Annotated in this window: 12 protein-coding genes; 10 read left to right on the top strand and 2 right to left on the bottom strand. The window is 57.8% G+C overall.

Annotated elements, in window-relative coordinates:
- The first annotated feature begins 5 nt into the window (after positions 1–5).
- From kdpB to BN2684_RS05380, 8 genes are all read left to right on the top strand, one after another.
- Positions 6–2,075 carry a potassium-transporting ATPase subunit KdpB gene (gene kdpB / locus BN2684_RS05345; RefSeq protein ID WP_058301149.1) on the top strand — a complete coding sequence of 690 codons (2,070 nt, stop codon included), beginning with the start codon at positions 6–8 and terminating at the stop codon, positions 2,073–2,075.
- Between the two features lie 64 nt (positions 2,076–2,139).
- A complete protein-coding gene (locus BN2684_RS05350) occupies positions 2,140–2,706 on the top strand; it encodes a potassium-transporting ATPase subunit C (protein WP_058301150.1) in 567 nt (188 codons plus the stop codon).
- Positions 2,707–2,818: 112 nt separating this feature from the next.
- Entirely contained in the window at positions 2,819–5,530 is a 2,712-nt protein-coding gene (locus BN2684_RS05355; RefSeq protein ID WP_058301574.1) for a sensor histidine kinase, read from the top strand.
- Positions 5,527–6,228, top strand: coding sequence for a response regulator (locus tag BN2684_RS05360; protein WP_058301151.1), 702 nt, complete (start codon positions 5,527–5,529; stop codon positions 6,226–6,228). Before BN2684_RS05355 ends, BN2684_RS05360 begins: the two co-directional genes overlap by 4 nt.
- Positions 6,229–6,717: 489 nt before the next feature.
- Positions 6,718–8,043 carry an MATE family efflux transporter gene (locus tag BN2684_RS05365; RefSeq protein ID WP_082651825.1) on the top strand — a complete coding sequence of 442 codons (1,326 nt, stop codon included), beginning with the start codon at positions 6,718–6,720 and terminating at the stop codon, positions 8,041–8,043.
- 56 nt (positions 8,044–8,099) lie between these two features.
- Entirely contained in the window at positions 8,100–8,960 is an 861-nt protein-coding gene (locus BN2684_RS05370; protein WP_058301152.1) for a pentapeptide repeat-containing protein, read from the top strand.
- Between the two features lie 86 nt (positions 8,961–9,046).
- Positions 9,047–9,457 carry an 8-oxo-dGTP diphosphatase MutT gene (gene mutT / locus BN2684_RS05375; RefSeq protein WP_058301153.1) on the top strand — a complete coding sequence of 137 codons (411 nt, stop codon included), beginning with the start codon at positions 9,047–9,049 and terminating at the stop codon, positions 9,455–9,457.
- Between the two features lie 290 nt (positions 9,458–9,747).
- A complete protein-coding gene (locus BN2684_RS05380; RefSeq protein WP_058301154.1) occupies positions 9,748–11,259 on the top strand; it encodes an FAD-dependent oxidoreductase in 1,512 nt (503 codons plus the stop codon).
- Positions 11,260–11,338: 79 nt separating this feature from the next.
- Here BN2684_RS05380 and BN2684_RS05385 read toward each other — a convergent pair whose 3' ends face one another.
- Entirely contained in the window at positions 11,339–12,262 is a 924-nt protein-coding gene (locus BN2684_RS05385) for an MBL fold metallo-hydrolase (RefSeq protein ID WP_058301155.1), read from the bottom strand.
- Positions 12,263–12,553: 291 nt separating this feature from the next.
- Between BN2684_RS05385 and BN2684_RS05390 the strand changes: the two genes are divergently transcribed.
- Positions 12,554–13,459, top strand: a complete 906-nt coding sequence (locus BN2684_RS05390) for an AraC family transcriptional regulator (protein WP_148449897.1) — start codon at positions 12,554–12,556, stop codon at positions 13,457–13,459.
- A gap of 34 nt (positions 13,460–13,493) precedes the next feature.
- Here the strand turns inward: BN2684_RS05390 and BN2684_RS05395 are convergent, their stop codons facing one another.
- The gene (locus BN2684_RS05395; RefSeq protein WP_058301157.1) at positions 13,494–14,417 is read right to left on the bottom strand and encodes an AEC family transporter; all 924 of its coding nucleotides are present in this window, start codon (positions 14,415–14,417) and stop codon (positions 13,494–13,496) included.
- A 260-nt stretch (positions 14,418–14,677) separates the two neighbouring features.
- On the opposite strand from BN2684_RS05395, the gene BN2684_RS05400 reads away from it, so the two are divergent.
- The gene (locus BN2684_RS05400; protein ID WP_058301576.1) at positions 14,678–15,493 is read left to right on the top strand and encodes an RNA methyltransferase; all 816 of its coding nucleotides are present in this window, start codon (positions 14,678–14,680) and stop codon (positions 15,491–15,493) included.
- The last annotated feature ends 73 nt before the right edge of the window (positions 15,494–15,566 follow it).

Consider the following 15,566-nt stretch of genomic DNA (forward strand, 5'->3'; position numbering starts at 1 on the left):
GCACCGTGGAAGAGAAAGGGAATCCCCATACGCGTAAACAAGCGATCTACTTCGAAGCGATCAAACAGTCCTTTTATAAGCTGTCCCCCCGCGTACAGATCGCCAATCCGGTCATGTTTGTGGTCTATCTGGGAGCGATCCTGGTCTCCGTGCTGTACGGCTTGACGTTCGCGGGAATTCGCGACGAACGGGCCGGCTATATCCTGGCCATCGCCCTCATCCTCTGGTTCACCGTGCTGTTCGCCAACTTCGCAGAAGCGATCGCCGAGGGCCGCGGCAAGGCGCAGGCGGACAGCCTGCGGAGCGCTCGCAGGGATGTGGCCGCGCGCAAGCTGAAGGCGGCGGACAACCGCGAGGATTATACCGAGGTGCTCTCCAGCACCTTGAAAAAAGGCGATCTCGTCTACGTCCAGTCGGGTGATCAAATCCCGATGGACGGGGACGTAATCGAAGGGGCTGCGTCCGTGGACGAAAGCGCCATAACCGGGGAATCGGCTCCGGTCATCCGCGAATCCGGTGGCGACCGGAGCGCCGTTACCGGCGGGACGACGCTCGTCTCCGATTGGCTCGTCATCCGGGTGACGGCGGAAGCAGGCGGGAGCTTCCTCGACAAGATGATCTCGATGGTCGAAGGAGCGGCGCGGAAGAAGACGCCGAACGAAGTCGCCCTGCAGATTCTGCTCGTGACTTTGACGCTCATCTTCCTGGTCGTGACCGTCACGCTGCTGCCGTTTACGGGCTTCGCCAGCCGCCAGACGGGGAGCGGCTCCGCGATCTCCATCACGAACTGCATCGCCTTGCTCGTCTGCCTGGCTCCGACCACGATCGGCGCGCTGCTCTCCTCCATCGGCATCGCCGGGATGAGCCGCTTAAACCGCGCCAACGTTCTCGCCATGAGCGGCCGGGCGATCGAAGCCGCCGGAGACGTCGATGTGCTCCTCCTCGACAAGACGGGGACGATCACGCTCGGCAACCGCCAGGCGAGTGAGTTTCTCCCCGTTCGAGGGGTCACCGAGGAGGAACTTGCCGACGCGGCGCAGCTGTCCTCCTTGGCCGACGAAACGGCGGAGGGGCGCAGCATCGTGATCCTCGCCAAGGAGAGGTTCGGCATTCGCGGGAGGGAGCTGTCCCGGCTGGAGGCCGTGTTCGTGGAATTCTCCGCTCGGACCCGAATGAGCGGCATCGACTACCAGGGCAATGAAATCCGCAAGGGAGCGGCTGAGGCCGTCAAAGCCTTCGTGCTGGAGCGGGGCGGAACGTACCCGGAGGAATGCGACTGGATCGTGCAGAGGGTCGCAAACGCGGGCGGTACTCCGCTTGTCGTCGCCAAGAACGGTACCGTGCTCGGAGTCGTCTACTTGAAGGATATCGTCAAGAACGGCGTGAAGGAGCGCTTCGAGGATCTGCGCAAGATGGGCATCAAGACGATCATGATCACCGGTGACAATCCGATGACAGCCGCCGCCATCGCCGCCGAGGCGGGGGTGGACGATTTTCTCGCGGAGGCGACGCCGGAAGCGAAGCTGGCGCTCATCCGCGACTATCAGGCGAAGGGCCATCTGGTCGCCATGACCGGAGATGGCACCAACGACGCACCGGCGCTGGCTCAAGCCGATGTGGCCGTCGCCATGAATACCGGCACCCAGGCGGCGAAGGAAGCGGGCAACATGGTCGACCTCGATTCCAACCCGACCAAGCTGATCGACATCGTCAAGATCGGCAAGCAGCTGCTCATGACCCGTGGCGCACTCACCACCTTCAGCGTCGCGAACGATGTCGCCAAGTATTTTGCCATTATTCCGGTCTTGTTCTTCGGGATCTTCCCGCAGCTTAACGCCCTTAACTTTATGGGGTTAACCAGTTCGACCAGCGCCATTCTCTCGGCGATCCTGTACAATGCGCTTATTATCATCGCCCTCATTCCGCTGTCTCTGCGCGGAGTGAAATACCGGGAGATGCCCGCCAGCAAGCTGCTCGGCCGGAACATGCTGATCTATGGGCTCGGCGGGATCGTGGCTCCCTTCGTCGCCATCAAGCTGATCGATGTGCTGCTGACCGCGGCGGGAATCGCCTGAGTCGGGCCAAGAGGCCCCCAGGTAGAGGAAGGAAGCAAGGGAAAATCGAAAGGAGAAAACCATCATGCGCACCATCATTTCATTGATTCGTCCGGCGATCGTCTGCTTCGCCGTGTTAACGCTGCTGACCGGAGTGCTCTATCCGGCATTCGTGACGGGCGTAGCGCAAGCAGCTTATCCGCATCAAGCAAACGGGAGTATAATGAAAGCAACGCTCGCGGACGGAACGGTTCGGGAAATCGGCTCCTCGCTGCTTGCGCAGCCTTTTACCGAGCCGAAGTATCTGATTGGCCGCCCCGCCGGACCGGCGACGAACCTATCTTCGGTCGGAGATAAGCAGGAGGAGGCAGTTCAGCAGCGAATCGCCCGGTGGCATGAGCTGGATCCGGCCAACAAGCAGGACATTCCGCTGGACCTCGTCACCGTCTCCGGCAGCGGGGTTGACCCGCATATCACGCCGGCGGCGGCCGACTATCAGGTCAGCCGCATCGCCCGGGAGCGGGGAATCGGGGAAGACGAGGTGCGCCGCATCATCAAGCAGCACACCTCGGAGCGCTTCCTCGGCTTCTGGGGAGAGCCGGCGGTGAACGTGCTGCAGGTGAATGCGGCGCTGGACGGATTAAGCCGGTAGTACGCTGTCCACCTTAATCGTGTGGATACGAAGCAAGTCAATCGGTATGAGAAGTGGTGCGAAACCACGGTTATTGAGTTGGATGATCGCGACGGAAGGAGCAGCGGCACGGATGGAAAGCTATGAGGAAGGCAGGCCGGATCCGGACCGGATTCTGCAGCAGATCCGCTCGGGCGAGCCGAAGCGGGTCGGGCGGTTGAAGATCTTTTTCGGGTATGCGGCCGGGGTTGGGAAAACCTATGCCATGCTGGACGATGCGCAGGAGCAGCTGCGCTGCGGCGTCGATGTCGTGGCGGGTTATGTCGAGCCGCATACGCGGCCGGAGACGACCCAACTGCTGAGCGGTCTGCCGGCTCTGCCGCCGAAGCGCATCCTCCACAAGGGCATTGAGCTGAAGGAATTCGATCTGGACCTGGCGCTTGAACGGAAGCCGGAGCTGATTCTCGTCGATGAATTGGCGCACACCAATGCCGAGAGCGTGCGCAACCGCAAGCGATACCAAGACATCGAGGAGCTATTGCAAGCCGGGATCGATGTCTATACGACGGTCAACGTCCAGCATCTGGAGAGCCTGAACGACATCGTTCAGGGCATTACCCAGGTCCATGTGAGGGAGACGATTCCGGACTCCATCTTCGATCAGGCCGACAAGGTGAAGCTGATCGACATCGAACCTGAGGAGCTGCTGAAGAGGTTGGATGAAGGAAAGGTGTACCGGCCCGAGCGGGCCAGGGTGGCGACGGAGCACTTTTTCACCCAGCAGAATCTGCGTCTGCTTCGGGAAATTGCCATGCGCAAGGCGGCGGATCGGGTGAGCCATGACCCCGGCCCTGAGCGGCGGTACGCGGACAAGTCGGCCGGCGTCAAGCTGCTCGTCTGCATCAGCGCTTCGCCTTCTTCCGCCAAAAGCATCCGCTGGACCGCCCGGATGGCGGAAGCTTTTCATGCGCCGTGGACGGCCCTCTACGTGGAAACGGTCGACAATGAGCTTCTCCGGGAGGAAGATCGGGCCGGGATTCGCGCCAACATGGAGTTGGCGGAGCGGCTCGGGGCCGATATCATCGTCACGCTGAACGGACATGAGGTCGCTCCCGTCGTCGCGGAGTATGCCCGTCACTCGGGCATCACCAACATCGTCGTCGGCAAAAGCCGGAACCGGAGAACGCTGCCCAGCTTGTTCGAGAGCGATTTGTCCGACAAGCTGATCGAGCGGCTCGGGAATATTGAGCTTCACATCATCGCGGACAGTACGGCGAAGCGAAACCGGAGGAGAAGGGCCAAGCCGCCTCTTGCTCGACACCTGGACTTCTCATGGGGAGATGCCCTTAAGACGCTCGCCATGCTGATAATGGCGACGCTGGTATCGCTTGGGCTCCGAGCGGTCGGCTTGGGGGAACGCAACGTCATGATGATCTATATCCTCTCGGTTCTCGTCGTCTCGCGGGTGACGCGGGGATATGTGTTCGGAGTCGTAGCCTCGGTGTTCAGCGTTCTCTGCTACAACTACCTTTTTACGGAGCCCTACTTCACCTTAAATGCCATTCAAGCCGGGTATCCGATCACCTTCCTCATCATGCTGATCGTCGCCCTCATCACCAGCGCCTTGACCGTAAGAATCAAGACTCAGGCTCGGCTTGCCGCCGAGAGGGAGAGGCGCACCGAGGTTCTGTACGAGATCAACAAAAAACTGCTGGTCACCCGGGGGCTTGAGCCGATCGTGGCGCTTACGAACGACTACATGGTCAAGCTGTTCCACCGCTCGGCCGTCTTCTACACGGAGGACCCGGTGGAGGACGGGAAGCAGGCTTTCTTCAAGCAGGCTCCGGACGAACCGGACTCTTCTTATCTGCTGACAGCGGATGAACGGGCGGTCGCACACTGGGTATTCGCCAATCAGAAGCGGGCCGGGGCGGGGACGGATACGCTTCGAGGAGCCGGAGGCTTTTACATGCCGGTCATCTCGCAGGGGCAGGTGCTTGGAGTCATCGGTTTGTCGTGTACGAACGGGCGGGCGCTTGATCAGAACAACCGGATTTTCCTGCGCATGATCGCTTCCCAGGTCGCTATGGCGCTCGAGAGGCAGTCGCTGTCGGACGAACAGCGGAACATTCTCATTCAGTCAGAAAAGGAAAAGATGCGCAGCAACCTGCTGCGTGCCATCTCCCACGACCTGCGGACTCCCCTGACCGGCATTCTGGGGGCGAGCTCGGTTATTCTGGAGAACGAGAGCCGGCTGGACCCGGACACACGACGCAAGCTCATCTCCGACATTAAGGAAGATTCCCAGTGGTTAATCCGCCTCGTGGAGAATCTTCTGTCGGTGACGCGCATCAACGAGAACGGAGCGGATGTGGCCAAGACGCCCGAAGCGGTGGAGGAGATTGTAGCGGAGGCGATCAGCCGGATTCGCAAGCGGTTCCCGGGTCGTAAAATCACGGTGAAGATTCCCGATGAGCTGCTGCTCGTGCCAATGGACGGAACCTTGATCGAGCAGGTGTTGATCAATCTCGTCGAAAATGCCGCGAAGCATTCCGGGCCGGAGTCCCTCATTGACGTTAGCGTGCGGAAGCAGGGGCTGTATGCCGTGTTCGAGGTCAGCGACAACGGGGAAGGGATTCCCGAGCAGGATCTGCCTCATCTCTTCGAAAGCTACGTTTCCCCGGAGAAAAGGAACGCGGACTCCTCGCGCGGCATGGGGATCGGCTTGTCCATCTGCATGTCCATCATACGGGCGCACGGCGGCAGGATGGAAGCGGGGAATAAGCCGGAAGGCGGCGCCATCCTGCGGTTTACCTTGCCTATAAAAGGAAGTGAGAGTCCGTGAGCAACCGGCGGTTGATCCTAGTAGTGGAAGATGAAGACGGAATCAGCAATTTTATCGCCGCCATTCTCAGCTCGAACGACTATCAAGTCGTCCGGGCCGAGAGCGGCAAGGAGGCGGTCACCCTGGTGGCTTCCCGCAGCCCGGATCTGGTGCTTCTGGATCTGGGACTGCCGGATATGGACGGGCTGGTCGTTCTGCGAACGATCCGCTCCTGGAGCCGCGTCCCGGTTATCGTCGTCTCGGCACGCGGCCATGAGCGTGAAAAGGTGGAGGCGCTTGATCTCGGCGCCGACGACTATGTGACAAAGCCGTTCGGCACGTCGGAGCTGCTCGCCCGCATTCGCACGGCGCTGCGGCACAGCCAGCCGGGTGCGGGTCTGGAGCAGCCGGGTGAGATGCGGCTTGCCATCGGGGAACTCCTCATCGATGACGAGAAACGAAGGGTGACGCTCGGTGGAGCCGAGGTTCACCTGACTCCGATCGAATACAAGATCGTCCTTTTGCTTGCCCGACATGCGGGCAAGGTGTTGACGCATGCCTATCTCTGCAAGGAGATTTGGGGGCCTTATACGAACGAAACCCAAGCGCTGCGCGTGAATATGGCCAACATCCGCCGCAAGCTGGAGGAGAATCCAGCGGAGCCGCGCTACATCGTGACCGAGGTCGGCGTGGGGTACCGGATGGTAGACAGCATCTGACGGGGCCAGAGACCGGGTGACGTCTGCCAGGCGAGAGAAACGGGGTGAACCGGGAGATATCTGCCGGGCGAGGCGGAGGGAAACGGGTGAACCGGACGGCGCCTGCCGGGGCGAGGAAACCGGGAGAACCGAGGAGGTGGCTTGCCGGATGGAACCGAGTGCGGAAAGGGGCAGAGGGTATCTCGGGTTGGGAGGCTTTTGTCAGGGAACCGTTCATTGACAGAAGCGCCGTCCCGGTGGTATCCTCTTCAAATATCAGACTTTTCAAACGAGCGCGTACGATCCGGATTGCGCTGATCCGACCTTTACCGAATTTCTTATCACGAGCTCTTCGGTAGAAGAGTCTTTTTTTTCGTTTTGGGGACCCTTCAGAAGCGGTAGAACCTCGGATCGATCCATTATATAAGAAAAGAATGTGATGATTTGCGAAACGTGCACGCATACAAACGGGGCCTAAGCTTCCTGCAAAAGAACCTCACCGGCGAGTCGATGGATTATCGGCAGATCATCGCTCTATTCGTACCGATCCTGATTGATCAGGCTTTTATCGTCGGGCTGAATCTGGTCAATACGGCCATGATCAGCTCGTCCGGGATGGCGGCGGTCAGCGCGGTGAACATGGTGGATTCGTTGAACATCTTTCTTATCAACGTGTTTGTTGCGTTGGCGACCGGGGGAACAGTGGTCGTTGCTCAGTACAAGGGCAGCGGTAACCAAGAGATGGTCGGGAAAGCGGCGGGGGGGACGATCACATCGGTAACCTTGCTTTCGCTTTTCGTCGGGCTCCTGTTCGCCGGATTTCACAATCCGGTTCTGAATGTACTCTTCGGTTCAGCAGATCAGGATGTCTTTACCAACGCCCGGGTATACCTGATCGGCAGTTGCGCCTCTTATGCTGGAATCGGCATCGTAGAAGCGGTGTGCGGAGCACTCCGAGGAATCGGCAAAACGAAGTCCTCGCTCATGCTGTCGCTCATCATGAACTTGATGTATGTGCTCCTGAACATCGTTTTCATCACTTTTCTGGATATGGGCGTGTTTGGTATGACTCTCGCCGCAAATATTTCCCGATATGCGGGAGCGGTCTGCGCCCTCGTCTATCTGTTCAAAATCGACGCCAGCCTGCGCGTCCAGCTTCGGGATCTTCTACATTTGCCAATCTCCATGCTCAAGAAGATCATGTTCATCGGCCTGCCGTTTGCGGCGGAGCAGATGTTTTTCAACGGGGGCAAGCTGCTCACGCAGACGTTCATCGTAGGCCTCGGTACGAATGCGATCGCTACGAACGCCATCAGCTCCTCGCTTGCGGGATTTTTTCAAATTCCGGCCGGCGCTCTCTCGCTTACGATCGTGACTGTGGTCGGCCAATGTATCGGAAGCGGAAATGTGCCGGACGCGCGCAAATTCATCAAGTCTTTTCTGTGGCTCGGCTCCGCGTCTCTCTTGATCACGGGGGTGGTTCTCATGCCGTTCTTCCATCCGCTTGTCAGCTTGTTCGGGCCGCCGCCTGAAATTGTCGGCGACATCTTTCTCATCGTTCTGGTGAATACGATCGCTGCCATCTTTTTGTGGCCGATCAGCTTCATTACCCCTTCGGCGCTTCGGGCGGCGGGCGATTCGAAGTTCACTTCGATCACATCCATGCTCAGCATGTGGCTGTTCCGGGTGGTGCTCGGTTATCTGCTCGGAATCGTGTTCGGCTTCGGCATTCTCGGTGTCTGGCTCGCGATGAACTGCGAGTGGGGTGTCCGCGGAGCGATCTTCCTGTGGAGATACCGCGGCACGAAGTGGTATGCGCACAAGCTGATCGATTAGCGCGGTATCTGTAGATCGACGATAGACAACCCATTCGAATTCAGGACGTGGTGACGATGAAGGAAATGGAATCCCCGGCTGAGGGCAGCGCGCATCCTTATCGCTCGGAATGCGAGCGCTGCTTCGGCCTCTGCTGCGTGGCTCTCTCCTATACGAAATCGGCTGACTTCGCCTTCACCAAGGAAGCGGGAACGCCTTGCTCCCATCTGCGACCTGACAGCCGCTGCCGGATTCACGCCGATTTGAGAGTGAGCGGCTTCCGGGGCTGCGTCGGATACGAGTGCTTCGGTGCGGGGCAGCAGGTTTCGGAGATCACCTATGCGGGCAAGGATTGGAGAGCGCATCCAGAGCTTGCGGCGGAGATGTTCCGGGTATTCCCGATCATGCAGCAGCTTTACGAGATGCTCGCTTACCTGTGGGAAGCCGAGCAGCGGGAAGAAACCTTGCCGATTCGCGACGGCCTTCGTCATGCGCGGGAGACGACGGAGGCATTGACGCGGCTGAGCGCCGAAGCCCTTGCTCTGCTCGACGTTCCGAGCCATCGAGCCATCGTGAAGGAACAGCTCCTGCAAGCGAGCGCTCTTGTCCGGGCAGCGGCTGCTCCGCAGGAGCGTTCCTCCGGCTCAAGGTCCGCCGCTGCGAGCCGCAGAGGAAGCGACCTGATTGGCGCTCGGCTAGCGGGCGCCGATCTGCGGGGAGCCGAGCTGAGAGGAGCGCTGCTCATCGCTGCCGATCTTCGTGGCGCGGATCTGCGCGGAACCGACGTGCTCGGCGCGGATTTTCGCGATGCCAATCTGTGCGGGGCGGATTTGGCAGATTGCCTTTATCTGACCCAAGCCCAGGTGAATGCGGCTGTCGGGGATGCAGCGACGAAGCTGCCCGCTTGGTTGAATCGCCCCGAACATTGGCAAAGCTGAGGAAGAGCCTGTCCAGGACGCGGTCAGCCCTACTCATGTGGATATGAATTGGAGATCGAACGGGAAGACAGAAGGGGGCGGTAGTCTTGATCGAAGTCGCAGCAGCGATTATTCGCAATGACAAAGGACAGCTTCTGATTGCTCGGCGCGGACCGGAGAAGATACAAGCAGGCCAATGGGAGTTCCCAGGGGGAAAGCTGGAGCCGGGAGAATCGGCTGTCCGGTGTTTGAAGCGGGAGCTGATGGAAGAGATGGGCATCGAGATCGAGCCGTTTGCTCCTTATGGCGTTCATGAGCATGATTACGAGACGTTTTCCGTTCGGCTGATCGTTTATGAGGCTCATTATGTACGGGGTGAAATTCAATTAACAGATCATGACGATTACCGCTGGGTGGACGTGTCGGAGCTTGGCGAGTATCGATTCGCTCCCGCAGATATCCCGTTTGTGGATCGCCTCCGGGGAATGGTGAAGGGCGAGATACGGAGCGGTGAATGAGAGACTGAATGGACTGGGACGGACAGAACCAGAATCGGAACATTCTCTTCGCCTAGCGGACTGAAAAGAGGACTCAAGCGGGGTGCTTAGGGAATGAAGTCTCCGCCCTCCGCTATGCCGAACAGAAACGAATAAGCGAGAGAAGCGCAAGCCCAACCCGGGCTGCGCTTTTTTTCATTGGGAAAGGCGGTTTGGATTGCTCATTCCGAAGCATCTCATAGGAGTCGGGTATTTTTTGGTTTTTTTCAGGCAGACTGGTTTACGAAGGAATTCTTCAAGGAGGATGAATGATGAGCTTGTCGCCGTTTCCCGAATCGTATTGGCTAGCTTCCGCCGACATTCCGGAATACCCCGCCTTAACGGAGACCATCGAGACGGAGATTGCGGTCATCGGCGGTGGAATTACCGGCATTACGACCGCTTATCTGCTTGCCAAGGAAGGCAGAACGGTCGTCTTGGCCACCTCCGGACGGCTGATCGGCGGTACGACGGGATACACCACCGCTAAAGTGACCGCCCAGCACGATCTGATCTATGACGACTCCATTCGCCAGTTCGGAACCGAGAAAGCGGGGCTCCATTATCGGGCAAATCAGGGGGCGTTGGAGTTTATGCGCAGCTTGGTGGAACAGGAAGCCATCGCCTGCGATTGGGCGAGTGAGGCTGCTTATGTCTATGCGACGACCGCCTCGGGTGCCGAGAAAATTCGCAAGGAGTATGAGGCTTACGAGAAACTGGCCATTCCGGGAGCCGTTGTAGCGGAACTGCCTCTGCCGGTTTCTATCCAAAACGCCATCGAGATGAAGGATCAAGCGAGGTTTCATCCCGTTCCCTATCTGGTTCACCTCGTGAAGGAATTCGTCCGCTTGGGTGGACGGGTGTTCGAGCATACCATGGTGGATACGGTGGAAGAAGGAGAGCCGACCCGGGCCAAGATTCGTGACGGAGTGGAGATCGTCTGCCGTGATCTCGTCTCCTGCGCGCATTTTCCCGTCTTCGAAAGCGGCTTCTATTTCGCTCGGCTTCACGCCGAAACCTCCTATGTCCTCGCCGCTCGGGTGCCGGGGGAGCTGCTGCCCGGCATGTATATCAGCGCCGATGAACCGAAGCGTTCCGTTCGGTCCGTGGAATATGGCGGAGAGCGGCTGCTGCTCATCGGCGGCGAGTCGCATAAGACGGGACAGAGCTCCTGCACCATCAAGCATTATGAAGCGCTGGAGGCGTGGGCCCGTGAAAGGTTCGGAGCGGAAGAGTTTCCATATCGCTGGAGCAGCAACGACTTCGTCACCACGGACAAGCTTCCTTATATCGGGCGGATAGGTACGGGGAAAAGCCACGGCTATGTGGCGACCGGCTTCCGCAAATGGGGAATGACAACCGGAACCGCGGCGGCCCTCCTGCTCCGAGATATGCTCACGGGAAGAAGCAATCCCTATGAAGAGCTGTACAGCCCGAGCCGGTTCCAGCTCAATCCCGACGCCAAAACGATTCTCGTCGAAGGAGCGGATGTCGCGGGGCATCTCATCGCCGGCAAGCTGGAATGGCTGAGCAAGAAGACGCGCGACCTCGGTATGGACGAGGGGGCTCTCTTGCGCATCGACGGCAAAAAGACAGCTGCTTATCGCGATCCCGAAGGCCGCCTGCACCTCGTGGATGCCACCTGTACCCACATGGGCTGCGAAGTGGAGTGGAACGATGCCGACCGCACGTGGGATTGTCCCTGCCATGGTTCCCGCTACGACTATCGCGGAGAAGTTATCGAAGGTCCGGCGACCCGGCCGCTGAAGAAGCTGGAGGAGTAAGCCGAGCTTCCACAGATCAAGACAAAAAAAGGGACGCTACTCCCGGGCTGGGCGGGAGAGCGTCCTTTTTTGCGGGGCCTCAATCCATTTTCATGCTTGTCAATTGGACAAACTGCTGCTTCATCTCTTTCGTCACGACAAATTCATCCTGTTTGACTATGGTAATGCCCTTCGGCACATCCGCCAAAACCTGATCGATGGTGGGACCGCCATAGAAGATCATATCCGGGTTATTGCTGAAATGCTGGGGAATCAAGACCTTTACCCCCATCTCATATAATTCCTTGAATCGCACTGCGTTTTTTATGGTGTCCGCGCCATATCCGCCTGCATAAGCGAGCACAACGTCTGCGTCTTTTACGGCTGCGCGCGCCTCCGGCGACTCGATCTTATCCGTTTCTCCCATGTGAACGATTTTCAGATCGCCATAACGGAAGATGAAGATTTCGTTGTCTCCCATATTGGCGACATGCTTGGAGTTGAACCCGGTAACCTCGACGCCGCCGACTTGGATCGGCTCCTTCATCAGAGCGGGAAGGAGTCTCAGCGGATTCCCTTTAAATTGTTTTGCGCCAGGCGAATGATCGGCATGTGAGTGGGAGATGGACATCGCATCGACATCCATTTCAGGAGCCGGTCCAAATTGCTGATCATAGGTGTGGGGGTAGGGATCGGTGATGATGGTGGTGCCATCCGGAAATGTCATGAAAAAACAGGAGTTCCCGACATATTGGATGGTTAACGGGCCATCCTTGACCGGCTTGGCAGGAATCGTAGGAACAGCAGTCGGTGCTGCGCTTGCCGCTGGGCTTGGCGTGCTGTCCGCCGTAGGTTTCACGCTGGCCTTGCTGGTGTCGGCTGATGGCTGGACGCTGGCGGCAGTCGGCTTCTCCGTTGCTGCGCTGCTGCCCTCCTCCTGTTTCGAACAAGCGCCCAGCATAGCGGCACACAAAACAACCGAAAGCCATAACCCCATTCTTTTGGTATTTATACGGAACTTCATAGCTTAAGCCTCTCCTTATGATTTATAGTTTGCTACGAGTTCATCATAAGGGGAGAAGCTTGCGACGAGAATGGTTTATCTGCAAGACTTGTTTGCTTTTCTGCAACGATCTCCTGATGGCTTCAAAGCGGTTCATGTTCATCCATCCGAAAGACTGCCGTTATATCGAAGCGCGTCTGCCAATCGGGTAAGCCGATGACCGGGTTTGCTAACACGCACTAGGAAAAAATTGTATAATGATCATTGATGATCAAGAAAGCTTGTTCAGCCTAACAAACCGAGGTGAGCTCAGTGGAGTTTGTTACCATCGGCAGAGGAGTACATAGCGGTTATCGGCTGCCTTTATCTTGTACGGATGAGGATTCTTATTTGGAGAGTCTCCCGGATTGTTCCGGGTGGAGCATCGTCGTGATCGAAAAAGGCTCCGGCATCTTGTCCTTTGAAGGTGTGGATACGCCTTTGACGGCACCGGTGATCCTGTGCATCAACGAGACCGAATACCCCAGCTTGATAGCCCCTTCCGGGATCACGATGAAATCGGTTCATTTTGACCCGTTAGTGGTGAACAGCAAATTCAATTTTCATAATGTCCGGTCTCAAGAATCCGAATTCTCCAACACGGAGGAGCAGGATCTGTATCTTCTTTTTCCATTCGTTACTAGAAACGCCAAGTACCCGTTCATCATCCCGACAGATGCCGCCAGCGCCCGACACCTTGCTCAAACCTTCACGGAAATATCCGATGTTCTTGAGAAGCAAAAAGGCTACAATTGGCCCTGCCGCTCCCGTTCCCTGCTGCTGGAGGCGCTTGTTCTCATCTCAAGAGTTGCCGACCAAGCAGGGAGCTTGACTGTAGAGGAAAACACGGGAATTCCGGATATCGTGAACGAAATTATCATCTACTTGCATACAAACTATCCCGACAAAATCACACTGAACGATTTATCCCGAGAGTTTCACGTTAACCGGACCACCTTGAACGCGCAATTCTATCAGTACACCAACCTGTCCGTCATCGATTATTTGATCAAATACCGGGTGCAGTTGGCCGCGACTCTGCTGAGAGATACGCTGCTCCCGATTTCCGAAATCATGGAGCGGGTCGGCTTCCACAACACCACTCATTTCTGGAGAATGTTCAAAAAGCATACGTCCGTCTCCCCCTCCGGCTATCGAAAGCAATATTGCTGGTTGTAGGAGGTTAGGTTTTACGCAGTTGAAGGGGTGCCTGTTAGCCCGCTAACGTGATCAGGACCGGGAGCAGGAGAAACGAAGCCAACGTCGTCCAAACGATGCACTTGGAGACGAAGGCCGGGAAGGCGTCGAAGCGCTCGGCGAGGACGACGGAGTTGACGGCGACGGGCATGGACGCGAGGATGAACAGCACCTGGAACAGGGTGCCGTGAATGCCGAGCAGAGCGAGGACGAGGAGAGAGGCGAGCGGAGCCAGCACGAGCCGCATGCCGAGGCCGCTCCAGAATAGGCGCGGTGGAACACTGCGCGCCTCCGGCGTGCCGATGCGCACGATCTGCGCGCCGAGGACCGTCAGCACGACCGGCGAGTAGGCGTCGGCGATCATGGCGATGCCGCGGGCCACGTCGGCGGGAAGCGATAGGGAGAAGCCGCGCAGCAGGAGGGCGAGGACCGACGCGTAGATAGCGGGCAGCGAGAAGACCGACTTGACCGCGCCGCGCACGGAGAACTGTGATCGGGCGGCAAAGTAGATGCCGATCGTGTTCACGATCACCATCTGCGTGACGACGTAGACGGAGGCCTTGTCGAGTCCGGCTTGGCCAAAGGCGAGCAGTACGAGCGGCAGCCCGTAGTTCACGCTGTTGGTGAACGTGCTGACGAGCGTGAGCCCGGCGGCGCCTGCGGCATCGGCGCGGAGAAGCTTGGAGAGACCGAGGGCCAGATAGCGCAGAACGACCAGGTTGACGAGAGCGAAGGCGATGGAGCCGGCCACATCGGTGGAAGAGATCTCGGCGTTCTGCAAGGTATCGAAGATGATTGCCGGGCTAAGGACGTATAGGTACAGCGTGAGCAGCGGCTTCGTATCGAGCCCGCGAAAGCGGGCAAGCAAAGCTCCGGCGGTGACGGGAATCATCAGCGGCACAATCACGTGAAGCAGGGTGGCGAGGACGGTTTGAAGCACGGCGGTTGTTCCTCCGGTCGGATGAATTTCTTCTCACTATAAGGGCGCGCCGGGTAGATGTCCAAGATCGTTTTGCTATATCGGCTATAGCCTGAGCCTATGGATGGAGAGAAACATCACTTCCTGTTGCATTCAATAGGGATAAAATGGTTGAGTGAACTGGACGAATGGATTCATCGAACCCTCGTATTTTTGAAAACGCTAACAGCTTTGAATCGAGCCTTATCCTTTGCAGGAATCTACAGAAAATGGAGAAGCTTATGCCAAAGATCATTCCCGTTTATACCGAAAACAACGATTATCAGAAATTTGAGGTTCTGAAGCGCAACCGCAACAAGCGGCACAAATACCAGGAGTTTTTCGTCGAAGGGGTCCGCAACATCCATGAGGCGGTTCGGGGCGGATGGACCATCCAAGCTTTTCTCTACGCCAAGGAAAAGAAGCTGTCACGCTGGGGGAGCGACATTCTCGCCGCCTCCAAGGCTAACTTCCATTACGAGCTGTATGGAGACCTCATGGACAAGCTGAGCGACAAGGAGGAGACCTCCGAGTTAATCGCCATCGTGACGATTCCTCCGGATGACGCATCCCGTTTCTCTAAGAAGGGACCGCTCTTAGCCGTCGTCTTCGACCGCCCTTCCAATCGAGGGAATCTCGGCACGATCATTCGGAGCTGCGATGCGCTCGGAGCGAACGGGCTCATCATGACCGGACACGCGGTGGACTTGTACGATCCGGAGACGATTCGGGCTTCGATGGGGTCATTTTTTAGCATGCCCTCCATTCGTATGGACTCTCCGCAAGAGGTTGGGGAATGGGTGAGAGCTTTGCGGGTGATGCTGCCTGATCTGCAGGTAGTCGGTACGAGCGCCAAAGGCAGTCGGAACTTGAGCGAAGCCGATCTTTGCCGGCCGACGGTACTCTTAATCGGAAATGAGGCCGATGGGCTGTGCTTCAAGTTCAAGGAGCTGTGCGACACGTTGGTGAAAATCCCCATGGTAGGCTCGGCGTCCTCTCTGAATGTGGCGAGCGCCGCTTCTATTCTGCTGTATGAGGTGGCTCGCCAGCGAGCTTAGAGCAGGATAGGTGCGGATGGAATGGAGTGAGGAGCGCTGCGTTTTGTTTTTATCTTGGTTTAAGCTGGGATTA

This window comes from Gorillibacterium timonense, assembly GCF_001457415.1.
Classification (GTDB): Bacteria; Bacillota; Bacilli; order Paenibacillales; family NBRC-103111; genus Gorillibacterium; species Gorillibacterium timonense.

Coding starts and splice junctions, on each gene's coding strand:
- BN2684_RS05400 (WP_058301576.1), top strand. CDS start 14,678: ATGCCAAAGATCATTCCCGTTTATACCGAAAACAACGATTATCAGAAA.
- BN2684_RS05380 (WP_058301154.1), top strand. CDS start 9,748: ATGAGCTTGTCGCCGTTTCCCGAATCGTATTGGCTAGCTTCCGCCGAC.
- BN2684_RS05365 (WP_082651825.1), top strand. CDS start 6,718: ATGGATTATCGGCAGATCATCGCTCTATTCGTACCGATCCTGATTGAT.
- BN2684_RS05370 (WP_058301152.1), top strand. CDS start 8,100: ATGAAGGAAATGGAATCCCCGGCTGAGGGCAGCGCGCATCCTTATCGC.
- BN2684_RS05385 (WP_058301155.1), bottom strand. CDS start 12,262: ATGAAGTTCCGTATAAATACCAAAAGAATGGGGTTATGGCTTTCGGTT.
- BN2684_RS05355 (WP_058301574.1), top strand. CDS start 2,819: ATGGAAAGCTATGAGGAAGGCAGGCCGGATCCGGACCGGATTCTGCAG.
- BN2684_RS05350 (WP_058301150.1), top strand. CDS start 2,140: ATGCGCACCATCATTTCATTGATTCGTCCGGCGATCGTCTGCTTCGCC.